Origin of the sequence: Azospirillum tabaci (assembly GCF_014596085.1) — a bacterium.
GTDB classification, from domain to species: Bacteria; Pseudomonadota; Alphaproteobacteria; order Azospirillales; family Azospirillaceae; genus Azospirillum; species Azospirillum tabaci.
In genome coordinates this window covers 585139-598860 of the sequence record NZ_JACCJY010000001.1, presented here as the reverse complement: position 1 = coordinate 598860, position 13722 = coordinate 585139, and the positions used below count along the sequence as shown (strand labels likewise).

General features: G+C 69.5%; 12 protein-coding genes and 1 other RNA gene. All 13 read left to right on the top strand.

Annotated elements, in window-relative coordinates:
• The first annotated feature begins 13 nt into the window (after nt 1–13).
• Complete coding sequence (locus H0B54_RS02865) at nt 14–712, top strand: N-acetylmuramoyl-L-alanine amidase (RefSeq protein WP_188259141.1); 699 nt, start codon at nt 14–16, stop codon at nt 710–712.
• A 62-nt stretch (nt 713–774) separates the two neighbouring features.
• An RNA gene (gene rnpB / locus H0B54_RS02860) (RNase P RNA component class A) lies at nt 775–1177 on the top strand.
• Nucleotides 1178–1731: 554 nt separating this feature from the next.
• Nucleotides 1732–2229 carry a division/cell wall cluster transcriptional repressor MraZ gene (locus tag H0B54_RS02855; protein ID WP_038526524.1) on the top strand — a complete coding sequence of 166 codons (498 nt, stop codon included), beginning with the start codon at nt 1732–1734 and terminating at the stop codon, nt 2227–2229.
• Nucleotides 2226–3230 carry a 16S rRNA (cytosine(1402)-N(4))-methyltransferase RsmH gene (rsmH, locus tag H0B54_RS02850; protein WP_188259140.1) on the top strand — a complete coding sequence of 335 codons (1005 nt, stop codon included), beginning with the start codon at nt 2226–2228 and terminating at the stop codon, nt 3228–3230. The genes H0B54_RS02855 and rsmH overlap by 4 nt, the downstream gene beginning before the upstream one ends.
• The gene (ftsL, locus tag H0B54_RS02845) at nt 3227–3940 is read left to right on the top strand and encodes a cell division protein FtsL (RefSeq protein WP_188259139.1); all 714 of its coding nucleotides are present in this window, start codon (nt 3227–3229) and stop codon (nt 3938–3940) included. The genes rsmH and ftsL overlap by 4 nt, the downstream gene beginning before the upstream one ends.
• The gene (locus H0B54_RS02840) at nt 3937–5742 is read left to right on the top strand and encodes a peptidoglycan D,D-transpeptidase FtsI family protein (RefSeq protein WP_188259138.1); all 1806 of its coding nucleotides are present in this window, start codon (nt 3937–3939) and stop codon (nt 5740–5742) included. Before ftsL ends, H0B54_RS02840 begins: the two co-directional genes overlap by 4 nt.
• Nucleotides 5723–7192 (top strand): UDP-N-acetylmuramoyl-L-alanyl-D-glutamate--2,6-diaminopimelate ligase, encoded by a 1470-nt coding sequence (locus H0B54_RS02835; RefSeq protein WP_188259200.1) that lies wholly within the window; start codon nt 5723–5725, stop codon nt 7190–7192. The genes H0B54_RS02840 and H0B54_RS02835 overlap by 20 nt, the downstream gene beginning before the upstream one ends.
• Complete coding sequence (locus tag H0B54_RS02830; RefSeq protein ID WP_188259137.1) at nt 7189–8673, top strand: UDP-N-acetylmuramoylalanyl-D-glutamyl-2,6-diaminopimelate--D-alanyl-D-alanine ligase; 1485 nt, start codon at nt 7189–7191, stop codon at nt 8671–8673. The genes H0B54_RS02835 and H0B54_RS02830 overlap by 4 nt, the downstream gene beginning before the upstream one ends.
• A gap of 10 nt (nt 8674–8683) precedes the next feature.
• On the top strand, nt 8684–9769 hold the full coding sequence (gene mraY, locus H0B54_RS02825) for a phospho-N-acetylmuramoyl-pentapeptide-transferase (RefSeq protein WP_014241218.1): 1086 nt from the start codon (nt 8684–8686) through the stop codon (nt 9767–9769).
• 13 nt (nt 9770–9782) lie between these two features.
• A complete protein-coding gene (murD, locus tag H0B54_RS02820; RefSeq protein ID WP_188259136.1) occupies nt 9783–11186 on the top strand; it encodes a UDP-N-acetylmuramoyl-L-alanine--D-glutamate ligase in 1404 nt (467 codons plus the stop codon).
• The gene (ftsW, locus tag H0B54_RS02815; RefSeq protein ID WP_172428329.1) at nt 11186–12307 is read left to right on the top strand and encodes a putative lipid II flippase FtsW; all 1122 of its coding nucleotides are present in this window, start codon (nt 11186–11188) and stop codon (nt 12305–12307) included. The genes murD and ftsW overlap by 1 nt, the downstream gene beginning before the upstream one ends.
• A gap of 5 nt (nt 12308–12312) precedes the next feature.
• Nucleotides 12313–13452, top strand: a complete 1140-nt coding sequence (murG, locus tag H0B54_RS02810) for an undecaprenyldiphospho-muramoylpentapeptide beta-N-acetylglucosaminyltransferase (protein ID WP_188259135.1) — start codon at nt 12313–12315, stop codon at nt 13450–13452.
• The gene (locus H0B54_RS02805; protein ID WP_188259134.1) at nt 13449–13715 is read left to right on the top strand and encodes a hypothetical protein; all 267 of its coding nucleotides are present in this window, start codon (nt 13449–13451) and stop codon (nt 13713–13715) included. The genes murG and H0B54_RS02805 overlap by 4 nt, the downstream gene beginning before the upstream one ends.
• Nucleotides 13716–13722: the final 7 nt, after the last annotated feature.

The following is a 13722-nucleotide window of genomic DNA, read 5'->3' as shown; positions in this document are numbered from 1 at the left end:
ACCTGAGGACACCATGACGCGCGCGGGCACCGGATGCATCGACCGCCCCTCTCCCAACCACGGGCCGCGGCCCGAGGGCGTGGGGGTGGAACTGCTGATTCTCCATTACACGGGAATGCCCACCGCCGAGTCCGCCCTGACCCGGCTGTGCGACCCCGCCGCCCAGGTCAGCGCCCACTACACGGTGGACGAGGACGGCGCCGTCTACGCCCATGTGCCGGAGGACCGGCGCGCCTGGCACGCCGGCCTGTCGTCCTGGCGCGGGCGGGCCGACGTCAACAGCCGCTCCATCGGAATCGAGATCGTCAATCCGGGGCACGAGTTCGGCTACCGCCCCTTCCCCGCCGTGCAGATGGCCGCGGTGGCGGATCTCTGCCTGGACATCATGGGCCGCCATGGGATCGCGCCCGCCGATGTGCTCGGCCACAGCGACATCGCCCCGGCCCGCAAGGAGGACCCCGGCGAGCTGTTCGACTGGCCGGGGCTGGCGGCGCGCGGAATCGGGCTGTGGCCGGAGCCCACCGCTGTGGACGACTCGGCGGATTCCGCGGAGGACGTGGCGGCGCTTCTGGGACGCTATGGGTACGACACCGCCGAATCGCGGGTCCTGCTGTCCTTCCAGCGCCACTTCCACCCCGAACGCCTGACCGGGGAGCCCGATCCGGAGACGCTGCGCCGCCTGCGCGCGCTGCTGCGGATGACCGGGCGCTGAGAATCCGAATCACCCCCGAACACCGTTGCGAATCGAACGGCGACTCTGTACACAGTGCCCCGCCAGATGGCCGGATGGCCGCCTTCGACCTTTTGGATCGGGGGAGGAAAGTCCGGGCTCCACGGAAACACGGTGCCGGCTAACGGCCGGCGGGGGCGACCCTAGGGAAAGTGCCACAGAGAGCAAACCGCCACCGGCCTCGTGCCGGCGGTAAGGGTGAAAGGGTGCGGTAAGAGCGCACCGCGCGCCTGGCAACAGGGGCGGCACGGTAAACCCCACCGGGAGCAAGACCGAATAGGGGCGGCACGGCCCGCTATCTCTTATGGGATGGTTTGGGGCCAAGCGCGTTTCCGCGCCGCCGCCCGGGTTGGTTGCGTGAGGCGCCGGGCAACCGGCGTCCCAGATGAATGGCCATCCATCAGGGTAACCTGAGGACAAAACCCGGCTTACAGGCCATCTGGCGTTTATCCCCACCACCTCCGGATCAACGGACCACCCCTTTTCCGCGGCGCGGGACTGGGATGGCGCCCCCTTGTCCACAGATGTCCCCAGCTTCATCCACAGCCGGTGGATAACTGTGGGGCAAATTCCCATGCTGTCCCATGCCGTGCCTCGGCAGGTTACCCCGGCAGGCTATACCATTCGTAGGATGCGATTCGCCCTTATGGAAAGCCACATGGCGGGAACCATTCGCGGGTCTCACGGAACATCCCGCGAACTCTGTGGGGCAGCGCCGCGTAATCGCTCATTAGCGCGCTGGTATATTGCCGATTCTCGCCGATTCCGTTCACCTATTTGCACGCTGGCAACACATCGCCCCAAAAGTCTTGACAGCACCATATGAATACTGGAGGGGGCGTTGACGCCCAAACTGTCCCATGCTATCCCATGAAAGCCCAGTTCGGAGGGGGAACTACCCAACCAAGGTAGCCAAACCGGGCGCGTTCAGCGGCAAGAGCGGATAGGGCTTCGCGACGGCGAAGACCAGCAACGGGATAAGGGGGGCGTTCGTCAGGCCGATGGCCATTTTCCTGTCCACATACGTCAACAAAGTTGACAGGAAAGGCCGCTGCTCCATCCCGGCGCAGTTCCGGCAGTCGCTTGCCAAGACGTCGGCCCCCGGCACCGTCTATCTCTGGCCTTCGCTGAATCATCAGGCGCTGGAAGGCGCCGATCAGGACTATCTCGACGTGCTGTCCGAAAGCCTGGAATCCCCCGATCTGGATTCGGACGAGCGCGACATGATCGAGACCTTCATCTTCGGCAAGCTGATCCCCGTCTCGCTGGACACCGAAGGCCGGATCGTCCTGCCCAAGGAACTCGCCGAATTCGCCGGAATCGACGAGGAAGCCGCCTTCATCGGCCGCCGCAAGACCTTCCAGATCTGGGAGCCCGGCGCTCTCAAGGCCCATGAACAGACGCTGCGCGACCAGGTCGTGCGCAAGGACATTTCGCTGAGCCAGATCGTCGCCAAGGCATCCCGCGCCGCCGCCGGCCGGGGAGGGGAGGGCGCATGATCGTGAAGCCCCCCGCCCCCGCCCCCGCCGCCCCGGCCTCCCCCCACATCTCCGTGCTGCTGAACGAGGTCGTGGACGCGCTTTCCCCGCGCGACGGCGGCGTCTATGTGGACGGCACCTTCGGCGCCGGCGGCTATTCCCGCGCGATTCTCGACCGGGCCGACTGCCGGGTCTGGGGAATCGACCGCGATCCAGAAGCCATCGCGCGCGGCCGCCAGCTCGCCCTCGCCTATCCGGGCCGGCTGGAGATCGTCGAAGGCCGATTCGGCGACATGGACCGGCTGCTCGCCGAGCACGGCGTCGAATCGGTGGACGGCGTGGCGCTGGACATCGGCGTCTCCTCCCCGCAGATCGACGAGCCGGAGCGCGGCTTCTCCTTCCGATTCGACGGCCCGCTCGACATGCGGATGGGACGCGACGGGCCGACCGCCGCCGACGTGGTGAACACCGCCACCCAGGATGAGCTGGCCGACATCGTCTTCCATTACGGCGAGGAGCGCATGGCCCGCCGCGTGGCCCGCGCCATCGTCGCCGCACGGCTGGAGACCCCCTTCGCCCGCACCAAGCAGCTGGCCGACGTGGTGCGGTCGGTGGTGCCGAAGGGGAAGGGCGACGCCATCGACCCGGCGACCCGCACCTTCCAGGCGCTGCGCATCCATGTGAACGACGAGCTGGGCGAGCTGCGCCGCGGCCTCGCCGCCGCCGAATCGCTGCTGAAGCCCGGCGGCCGCCTCGCCGTCGTCTCCTTCCATTCGCTGGAGGACCGGGAAGTGAAGACGTTCCTGAAGGAACGCTCCTCGCCCCCGCCCTCCCCGTCCCGACACGCGCCGAGCCTTGCGGCGGACGCGCGTTCCCCATCCTTCCGGCTCCTGTCGCGCAAGCCCATCGTGCCGACGGACCAGGAAGCCCACAGCAACCCACGCGCGCGCTCTGCCCGGCTGCGCGCGGCTGAACGCACGGCGGCGCCGGCCTATCCGGCGCCCGGCAAGGAGGCGGCATGAAATACAAATCCGCACTTTTCTGGGGTGGTCTGATCGCCGCCGCCGGCTTCGTCCTGTTCGAGACCAGCTACGAGGTTCAGGAGCTGGAAGAAAAGCTGGGCTCGCTCAACCGCAAGATCATGGTGGAGCAGGAGGCCATCCAGGTCCTGAAGGCCGAGTGGAGCTTCCTGAACGACCCGACCCGTCTCGAGACCCTGTCGCGCGAGCATCTGGCGCTGCAGCCGACCGAGGCGCGCCAGTTCGTGGCGATGAACATCGTCCCGATGCGCCCCTCCCCCACCGTCGCGCCGGAGGAAGCTCCGCTGCCGCCGATGGTGCGCAACCAGACGCCGGGCAAGGCACCGAACGTGGCGACGGCCTCCACGGGAGACAGCGTCGTGGGCGGCGGCGCCATCGTTCAGGGCGGCGTTCAGGGCGGCGTGGTGATTCCGGCCTCGGCCTCGCCGATGAAGCCGGCCCCGATCAAGCCCTCGGCCATCGTGCCGGCCTCGGCCAAAGTCCCGCCGCTCCCCTCCGCCGCCAAGTCGGCCCCGGCCCCGGTGGTGACGACCAAGCCGACGGAGGTCGCCACCAAGCCGCCGGTCACCGCGCGGACGCTGGCGCCGCCGCCCGCGGCCCGTCCGCAGCCGCAGCAGGCCGGCCTCCAGGCCGCCCCGACCCAGCATGACAGCATCGGTCTTCTCGTCGCCCGTCTCGGAGCCAACCGATGAGCGTTCCGCCGCCCGGCATCGATCCCGCGCACGGCGCCTACAGCGTTCCGCCCCCGGCTTCCAAGCCGCGGACGTCGCTGTCGGTCGCGCTGGAGCAGAGCCGGAACCGGTTGATGGTCACCGCGGCCATGGTCGCCGTGGTCTTTACCGCCATCGGCGTGAAGCTGGTGGACGCGACCCTGTTCAACCACGCGGCGGAACCGCGCCCGCGCATGGCCGCGGAGGTCGACGCCCCGCCGGTCAACCGCGCCGACATCGTGGACCGCAACGGCAACCTGCTGGCGACCTCGCTCGCCACGCAGTCGCTCTACGCCGACCCGAAGCTGATCAGCCGCCCGGACGAGGTGGCGCGCAAGCTGACCACCGTCCTGCCGGAGCTGGACTACAAGGACCTGCTGAGCAAGATCAGCGGCGACAAGCGGTTCGTCTGGATCAAGCGCAACCTGACGCCCAAACAGCAGGCGGCGGTGTTCCGGCTCGGCCTGCCCGGCGTCTATTTCGAACGGGAGGAGCGCCGCTTCTACCCGGCGTCCAACCTGACCTCGCATCTGGTCGGCTTCACCGGCGTGGACAACAACGGCCTCGCCGGGCTGGAGCAGCAATTCAACAAGCGGCTGACCACCGACCCGAAGCCGTTGCAGCTTTCGATCGACCTGCGCCTTCAGCACATCATGAAGAAGGAATTGCAGACGACGATCGAAGAATTCAGCGCCATCGGCGCCACCGGCATCATTTACGATGTCCGCAACGGCGAAGTCATGTCGATGGTTTCGCTGCCCGATTTCGACCCGCACAACCCCACGGGACTTGATCCGGACACGCTGTTCAACCGCGCGACGCTCGGCGTGTACGAGATGGGCTCCACCTTCAAGATCTTCAACACGGCGATGTCGCTGGATTCGGGCAAGATCCGCGTCTCCGACACCTTCGACACGATCAACAACATCCAGGTCGGCCGCTTCACGATCCGCGAATACCATCCCTTCCGCCACAACCTGACGGTGGCCGAGGTGTTCCAGGAATCGTCGAACCTGGGCTCGGTGCGCATGGCCATGTCGCTGGGCGTGCAGCACCAGAAGTCCTTCATGACCAAGCTGGGCATGACCCGGCCGACCTCGCTGGAGCTGCCGGAGAACGGCTGGCCGCTGGTGCCGAATCCGTGGCGGGAGGTCAACACCATGACCATCTCCTTCGGCCACGGCATGTCGGTCAGCCCGATGCACACGGTCAACGCCGCCGCCTCGATCATCAACGGCGGCGTGCTGCACCCGCCCACCCTGCTGAAGCGCGACCCCGCGGTCGAGGTGCCGGGCGAGCAGGTCATCAGCCCGAAGACCTCGGCGATGATGCGCCGGCTGTTCCGCTTCGTGGTCACCGACGGCACGGCGAAGTCGGCCAACGCCAAGGGCTACGTCGTCGGCGGCAAGACCGGCACGGCGGAGAAGCAGAAGGGCCGGAGCTACGTCCGGAACTCCCGCATGTCGTCGTTCCTCGGCGCCTTCCCGATGCACGACCCGCGCTACATCGTCTATGTCCTGGTGGACGAGCCGAAGGGCACCAAGAAGACCTACGGCTTCGCCACCGGCGGCTGGGTCGCCGCACCCGCGGTCGGCCGGATCGTGAAGCAGATCGGCCCGCTGCTGGGCGTCCAGCCGGTGGACGAGGCTTCCCCCGAGGTCATCAACGCCACCTACATCAACACCGCCGGTCAGACGACCCCGCCCGCACCGCCGCCTCCGCCCGCGCAACCGAAAGGCAGCACCGTTGCTTCTGTCCCACCTGCTGGCAACAAGCCGCGCTGACGCGACGTCCTCCTCCGCCGAGGGGTCCGCCGTCGAAGTGCCAGCCATCGATGTGACCGGGTTGACCGCGGACAGCCGCGCGGTCAGGCCCGGTTTCGTCTTTGCCGCCCTGCCCGGCGTGAAGGCGGACGGGCGCGCCTTCATCGCCGACGCGCTCGCCAAGGGCGCCGTCGCGGTGGTGGCGCCCGTCGGGACCGCCCTGCCCGCCGGCAGCGCCGCGATTCTGATCGCCGACGAGCAGCCGCGCCGCCTCTTCGCGCGCCTCGCCGCCGCCTTTCACGGGCGGCAGCCGGACACCGTGGTGGCGGTGACGGGGACCAACGGCAAGACCTCCACCGTGCAGTTCGCCCGCCAGATGTGGGACCTGATGGGCCTGAAGGCGGCCAGCCTGGGCACGCTGGGGCTGATCGGGCCGGGGCTGGACGATTACGGCGGGATGACCACGCCGGACCCGGTGTCGCTCCATCGCGACCTCGCCGCCGTCAAGGACAAGGGGATCGAGCATCTGGCGATGGAGGCGTCCAGCCACGGGCTGGAGCAGTTCCGTCTCGACGGCGTGGTCCTCAAGGCCGCGGGCTTCACCAACCTGACCCGTGACCATCTGGACTATCACGGCACGATGGAGGCCTATCTCCAGGCCAAGGCGATGCTGTTCGGACGGGTGTTGCCCGATGGGGGAACCGCCGTCCTGAACGCCGACAGCGGCACCTTCGCCGAACTTGCCGGGATTTGTTCACAGCGCGGTCACCGCGTCTTCGGATACGGTCTGGCCGGTCGCGAGATCCGGGTGAACGGGGTCGAGCCGCTGGCCCACGGCCAGCGCCTAGACCTGACGGTCCTGGGCCGCGACATCACCGTGGACCTGCCGCTGGCGGGCCGCTTCCAGGCGTGGAACGTGCTGTGCGCGCTCGGCTTGGTGATCGGCTCCGGCGCGGACCGTGACGAGGCTCTGGCCACCCTGACCCGCCTGGAAGGCGTGCCGGGACGCCTGCAGCACGTCGCCACCCACCCCTGCGGGGCGGCGGTCTATGTCGATTTCGCCCACACGCCCGACGCGCTGGAAACGGTGCTGCTGGCGCTGAAGCAGCACGCCCGGAACCGCCTGATCGCGGTGTTCGGGTGCGGCGGCGACCGCGACCGCGGGAAGCGGCCGGTGATGGGGGAGCTGGCCGGCCGTCTGGCCGACCGCGCCATCGTCACCGACGACAACCCGCGCACCGAGGTGCCGGCGGCCATCCGCAAGGAGGTCCTGGCGGGCCACCCGGCCCTGGAGGAGATCGGCGACCGGCGCGAGGCCATCCGCGCCGCCGTCCGCAGCCTTCGGCCCGGTGACGTCCTGGTCATCGCCGGCAAGGGACATGAGCATGGTCAGATCGTCGGGACGGAGGTCCTTCCCTTCGACGACGCGACCGAGGCACGAGCCGCCGTGGCAGAGGTTGGAGCAGCATGAGCGAGGCCAAGACCGTCCTGTGGACCGCCGAGGACGCCGCCGCCGCAACCAGCGGCCAGGCGACGCGCTCCTGGGCGGCGACCGGGGTCAGCATCGACAGCCGCAAGGTGGCGCCGGGCGACCTGTTCGTCGCCATCAAGGGGCCGAACTTCGACGGGCACGACTTCGTGGCGAAGGCGCTGGAGGCCGGCGCCGCCGCGGCGCTGGTCAGCACCGTGCCGCCGGGCGTGCCGGGCGACGCCTCCCTTCTGGCGGTGGAGCAGGACACGCTGGCGGCGCTGGGCGATCTCGGCCACGTCGCGCGGCTGCGCACCCAGGCCAGGGTGGTGGGCGTCACCGGCTCGGTCGGCAAGACCAGCACCAAGGAGGCGCTGCGCCACGTCCTGTCGGCGCAGGGCCGCACCTTCGCCACCGAAGGCAGCCTGAACAACCATTGGGGCGTGCCCCTGTCGCTGGCCCGCATGCCGGAGGACAGCGAGTTCGGCGTGTTCGAGCTGGGCATGAACCACGCCGGCGAACTCGGCCCCTTGTCGCGGCAGGTGATGCCCGACGTCGCGGTCATCATCACGGTCGAGGCGGCGCATCTGGAGTTCTTCGACTCCGTCGAGGCGATCGCCGACGCCAAGGCCGAGATCTTCGAGGGCATGAACCCCAACGGGGTCGCCGTCCTCAACCGCGACAACCCGCATTTCGGGCGGCTGCTGGCCGCCGCGCGCACCCAGGGGCTGAGCCGCATCTGGAGCTTCGGCTCCCACGCCGACGCCGATGCGCGTCTGGTGGAGTGCTCGCTGCACGCCACCTGCAGCGCCGTGACCGCGATCATCCGGGGCGAGCGTATCCAGTACTGTCTGGCCTTGCCCGGCCAGCACTGGGTGATGAACAGCCTCGCCGTCCTGCTGGCGGTCAAGGCGCTGGGCGCCGACGTCGCTGCGGCGGCCCGCGCACTGTCCACCATCGCGCCGGTCAAGGGCCGCGGCACGCGCAAGCGCGTCCAGGCCGCCCAGGGCGCCTTCACTCTGATCGACGAGAGCTACAACGCCAGCCCCGCCGCCATGACGGCGACCTTCGCGGTGCTCGGCAGGATCGACCCCGGCGCCGGCGGCCGGCGCCTCGCCGTGCTGGGCGACATGCGGGAGCTGGGCGACCGCGCCGACGCCCTGCACGCCGCGCTGGCCGAACCGCTGCGCGCCGCGCATGTGGACGCGGTCTACGCCTGCGGCCCGCACATGCGCGCCCTGTTCGACCGTCTGCCCGCCGCCCTGCGCGGCGCCTGGACGGAAACCAGCGCCGAGTTGGCCCCCATCCTGGCCGGCGCGGTGCGCGGCGGCGACGTGGTGCTGATCAAGGGTTCGCTGGGCAGCCGCATGGCGACGGTGGTGGACGCCCTGTCCGCTCTCGACAAACAAACCGAAAAGAACAACAACGGCTCCTCGCCCGCGGCTGACACGGATCAGACCGCGGCGCACGGGCACAAAGGCTGACCGCTCCACGATGCTCTACAACCTGCTCTTCCCCCTGGCGGACGTCTTCACGCCGTTCAACCTGTTCCGGTATCTGACCTTCCGGACGGGCGGCGCGGTGCTGACGGCGCTCGTCATCAGCTTCGTGTTCTTTCCGCGCCTGATCGCGTGGCTGAAACGCAAGCAGGGCGAGGGCCAGCCGATCCGTTCCGACGGGCCGGAAAGCCATATGAAGAAGAAGGGCACGCCCACCATGGGCGGCCTGATGATCCTGATCGCCGTGTCGATCAGCACGCTGCTGTGGGTGGACCTGACCAACGCCTACACCTGGATCGTGCTGCTGGTGACGATCGGCTACGGGCTGATCGGCTTCGGCGACGACTATCTGAAGCTGACCAAGCGCAACACCAAGGGGCTGTCGGGCCGCTTCCGCCTGACCTGGGAGATCATCATCGGCGTCTCCGCCGCCGCCGCCATCATGTATGTGTCGGCGCCGCCGCTGTCCGGCGGTCTGGCCGTGCCCTTCGTCAAGGATTTCCTGATCCAGCTCTCCTGGTTCTTCATCCCCGTGGGCGCCTTCGTCATGGTCGGGGCGTCGAACGCGGTGAACCTGACGGACGGCCTGGACGGCCTCGCCATCGTGCCGACGATGATCGCGGCGGGCTGCTTCGGCCTGATCGCCTACCTCACCGGCAACGCGATCTTCGCCAACTATCTCCAGATCCACCATGTGCCCGGTGCTGGTGAGCTTGCCGTTTTCTGCGGGGCTCTGGTCGGTGCGGGGATCGGTTTCCTCTGGTACAACGCGCCCCCCGCCATGGTCTTCATGGGCGACACCGGCTCGCTGGCCCTCGGCGGCGCGCTGGGAGCCGTCAGCGTGGTCACCAAGCACGAGATCGTGCTGGCGATCATCGGCGGCCTGTTCGTGCTGGAGACCGTGTCGGTGATCGTCCAGGTCGCCTCGTTCAAGCTGACCGGCAAGCGGGTGTTCCGCATGGCGCCCCTGCACCATCACTTCGAGAAGAAGGGGTGGGCGGAGTCCACCGTGGTCATCCGCTTCTGGATCATCGCCTCCATCCTGGCCCTGGTCGGCCTGTCCACGCTGAAGCTCCGCTGAGGGTCGCCGCCCGATGATCAACCTGTTCTACATGGAAGGACTGCCGGTGGCGGTCATGGGGCTGGGCAAGTCGGGCCTCGCCACGGCGGAGGCGCTGACCCGGAGCGGCGCCGACGTGTGGGTGTGGGACGACAACGAGTCCAGCCGCGCGGCCGCGCTCGACAAGGGCTACAAGGTCGTCGACCTGACCACGGCGGATCTGACCGAGCTGACCACCATCGTCTGGTCGCCGGGCATCCCGCACACCCACCCGAAGCCGCATCCGGTCGCCCTGCGCGCCCGCGCCGCGAACATCGAGCTGGTCTGCGACATCGAGCTGCTGGCCCGGTCGGAGCGCGATTCGGCCTACATCGGCATCACCGGCACCAACGGGAAGTCCACGACGACGACCCTGATCGGCCATGTGATGGAAGCCGCCGGGCGGCGCATCGCGGTGGGCGGCAACCTGGGCACCCCGGCGCTGACCTTCCCCTCCGTGGGAGCCGGCGGCAGCTACGTGCTGGAGATGTCGAGCTACCAGCTCGAGCTGACCTACTCGATCACCTTCGACGTGGCGGTGCTGCTCAACGTCACGCCGGACCATCTGGCCCGGCACGGCGGCATGGACGGCTACGTCGCCGCGAAGAAACTGATCTTCCACCGCCAGACCAAGCCGCGCACCGCGGTGATCGGCGTGGACGACCCGACCTGCCGGGCGATCTGGGAGGAGCTGAAGGCCAAGGGCGACCAGGTGATCTGGCCGGTCTCCGCCCTGGGTCCAGTGCCCGGCGGCGTCTACGCCGCGGACGGCTGGCTGATCGACGACACCTTTGGCGCCGCGGAGCGGGTGGCCGAGCTGGCCGCCTTCCCGGCGCTGCTCGGCACGCACAACTGGCAGAACGCCGCCGCGGCCTATGCCGCCTGTAAGGCGGCGGGCGTGCCGACCCCGGCCATCGTCGCCGCCATGACCACCTTCCCTGGTCTGGCCCACCGCCAGCAGTTGGTGCGGACCATCGACGGCGTGCGCTTCGTCAACGACAGCAAGGCGACCAACGCCGACGCCACGGAAAAGGCGCTGGCCACCTTCGACCCGATCTACTGGATCCTCGGCGGTCAGGCGAAGGAGACCGGGCTGGACGGGCTGGAGGCCTACGCGCCGCGCGTCCGCCACGCCTTCCTGATCGGCGAGGCGTCGGACCGCTTCGCGGCGTGGCTGGAGGCCAACAAGGTCCCGCACACCCGCTGCGGCACTCTGGACGTGGCGGTCAACGCCGCGGCGGAGCTGGCGCTGGCCGAGGCGCTGCCCGGCGCCTGCGTGCTGCTGTCGCCGGCCTGCGCCTCCTGGGACCAGTTCGCGAATTTCGAGAAGCGCGGCGAGGCCTTCGCCGACGCCGTGAACCGCCTCGAAGGCAACGCCGTTCCGGGGGACCGCGCCTGATGATGACCTTCGACCGCACCGACCAATCCATCTTCGGCCGCTGGTGGTGGACGGTCGACCGCTGGCAGCTCGCCGCGCTGGCGGTGCTGATGGCGCTCGGCACGGTCCTGATCACCGCGGCCAGCCCGCCGGTGGCGGAGCGCATCGGCATCCAGGACACCTTCTACTTCGTCGAACGTCACCTGATGATGCTGATCCCCAGCGTCGCCATCATGTGCGGCGTCTCGCTGCTCAGCCCGCGCGGCGTGCGGCGGGCGGCGCTGGTGGTCTTCCTGATCGCGGTGGCGCTGGTCTACGCGACGCTGGTCGTCGGCGTCGAGATCAAGGGCGCGCGGCGCTGGATTCACATCCCCGGCCTGTCGATCCAGCCGTCGGAGTTCGTGAAGCCGGCCTTCGCGGTGGTCGGGGCGTGGCTGTTCTCGCTGTCGCGCACCAACCCCGGCTTCCCCGGCACGATCCTGTCGATCCTGCTCTACGGCCTCACCGTCGGCGGCCTGCTGCTGCAGCCCGACCTGGGCATGACGGTGGTGGTCTCGGCGGTGTGGTTTTCCCAGTTCTTCCTGGCCGGGCTGAACATCATGCTGGTCGGCGGCCTGGGCGTGCTGGGCGTCGCCGGCCTCGTCGGCGCCTACTTCACGCTGCCGCACGTCCACAGCCGCATCAACCGCTTCCTCGACCCGTCGAGCGGCGACACCTATCAGGTCAGCCGCTCGCTGGAGGCCTTCGCCAACGGCGGGCTGATGGGCACCGGCCCCGGCCAGGGAACGGTGAAATACTCGCTGCCGGACAGCCACGCCGACTTCATCTTCGCCGTCGCCGGCGAGGAGATGGGGCTGATCTTCTGCCTGATCATCATCATCCTGTTCGCCTTCATCGTGCTGCGCGGCTTCGCGCGGGTGTTCAACGACACCAACTACTTCGTGCTGCTGGCGGCGAGCGGCCTGCTGATCCAGTTCGGCCTGCAGGCGGCGATCAACATGGGCTCCGCCCTGCATCTGATGCCGACCAAGGGCATGACGCTGCCCTTCATCTCCTACGGCGGCTCCTCGCTGCTGGCGCTGGGCTTCGGCATGGGCATGGTGCTGGCGTTGACCCGCAAACGCTTCGGCCCGGCGGAGTGACGACGATGGCCGACACCACACAGCGCCCCATCATCCTGGCCGCCGGCGGCACCGGCGGGCACTTCTTCCCGGCGGAGGCGCTGGCGCGCGAGTTGCTGGCCCGCGGCGAGGCGGTGGCGCTGGTCACCGACAAGCGCGGCCAGGCCTTCGGCGACAGCCTGCCGGAGGTGACGGTCCACCGCATCCGCTCCGCCGCCCCCGGCGGCAGCCTGCTGGCCAAGATGAACGCGGCGTGGCAGATGGGCCTCGGCCTGCTCGGCGCCAACGCGCTGATGCGCCACCTGAAACCGGCGGCGGTCGTCGGTTTCGGCGGCTACCCTTCCGTCCCCACGGTCTACGCCGCCGCGCAAGGCCGCGTGCCGGTGATGCTGCACGAGCAGAACGCCGTGCTGGGCCGCGCCAACCGGATGCTCGCCGCCGCCGCGCGCCGCATCGCCGTCGCCTTCCCCGAGGTCGCCTCGGTGAAAGAGGAGCATCGTCAGCGCCTCGTCCGCACCGGCAACCCGGTCCGCCCCGCCATCGCCGCCCAGCGCGACGCCGCCTACGCCGTTACCGCCCCCGGCGGACCCGTCCGCATCCTGGTGATGGGCGGCAGCCAGGGTGCGCGCGTCTTCTCCGAAGTGATCCCCGAGGCGCTGGGCCGGCTGCCCGCCGAGCTGCGCGCCCGCATCCATCTGGCGCAGCAATGCCGGCCCGAGGATCTGGAGACCGCGCGCCGCTCTTACGCCGGCATGGGCCTCGGCGGGCTGGAGCTGGAGAGCTTCTTCCGCGACGTGCCGGACCGGCTGGCCGGCTGCCACCTCGCCATCACGCGGGCCGGCGCCTCGACCATCGCCGAACTGACCTGCATCGGGCGTCCGGCCATCCTTGTGCCATATCCGCATGCCATGGACGATCACCAGACGGCCAATGCGCGGCAGCTCGCCGCCGCCGGAGCCGCCTGGCTGATGCCGCAGCCGGACTTCACCGCCGACGCGCTCGCCGCCCGCCTGACGGAACTGCTGGAGTCGCCGGATGCCTTGACCGCTGCGGCGCAGGCCGCCCACGGCTGGGGCATGGCCGACGCCGCGCGCCGGCTGGCCGACGCCGTGCTCGACATGATCGCCAACCCCAACCACGCCCGAACCAAGGAAGCCGCGGAATGAACAAGGCAACGCGCAGCACCATCGCACGCCCCCGCTCGTCCCGGCCCCCCTCGTCCCGGCCTCTGGGCGACTGGCCGGCGGACATGACGCGGACCGAAGGCGCCTGGAGCAACCGGCCCGACTGCCCGCTGCTGCCGCGCGCCGGCGCCGGTTTCCTGCGCGACCGCCTGCACGTCACGATCGGTTCCCAGCCCCTTCCCTACGGCCTGTCCGACATGGCCGTGGACGCCACCCTCAGCCTGATGCTCCGCCGCGGAAAGTAATCCAGAC

Coding starts and splice junctions, on each gene's coding strand:
- murG (WP_188259135.1), top strand. CDS start 12,313: ATGGCCGACACCACACAGCGCCCCATCATCCTGGCCGCCGGCGGCACC.
- rsmH (WP_188259140.1), top strand. CDS start 2,226: ATGATCGTGAAGCCCCCCGCCCCCGCCCCCGCCGCCCCGGCCTCCCCC.
- H0B54_RS02840 (WP_188259138.1), top strand. CDS start 3,937: ATGAGCGTTCCGCCGCCCGGCATCGATCCCGCGCACGGCGCCTACAGC.
- mraY (WP_014241218.1), top strand. CDS start 8,684: ATGCTCTACAACCTGCTCTTCCCCCTGGCGGACGTCTTCACGCCGTTC.
- H0B54_RS02865 (WP_188259141.1), top strand. CDS start 14: ATGACGCGCGCGGGCACCGGATGCATCGACCGCCCCTCTCCCAACCAC.
- ftsW (WP_172428329.1), top strand. CDS start 11,186: ATGATGACCTTCGACCGCACCGACCAATCCATCTTCGGCCGCTGGTGG.
- ftsL (WP_188259139.1), top strand. CDS start 3,227: ATGAAATACAAATCCGCACTTTTCTGGGGTGGTCTGATCGCCGCCGCC.
- H0B54_RS02830 (WP_188259137.1), top strand. CDS start 7,189: ATGAGCGAGGCCAAGACCGTCCTGTGGACCGCCGAGGACGCCGCCGCC.
- H0B54_RS02855 (WP_038526524.1), top strand. CDS start 1,732: ATGGCCATTTTCCTGTCCACATACGTCAACAAAGTTGACAGGAAAGGC.
- murD (WP_188259136.1), top strand. CDS start 9,783: ATGATCAACCTGTTCTACATGGAAGGACTGCCGGTGGCGGTCATGGGG.
- H0B54_RS02805 (WP_188259134.1), top strand. CDS start 13,449: ATGAACAAGGCAACGCGCAGCACCATCGCACGCCCCCGCTCGTCCCGG.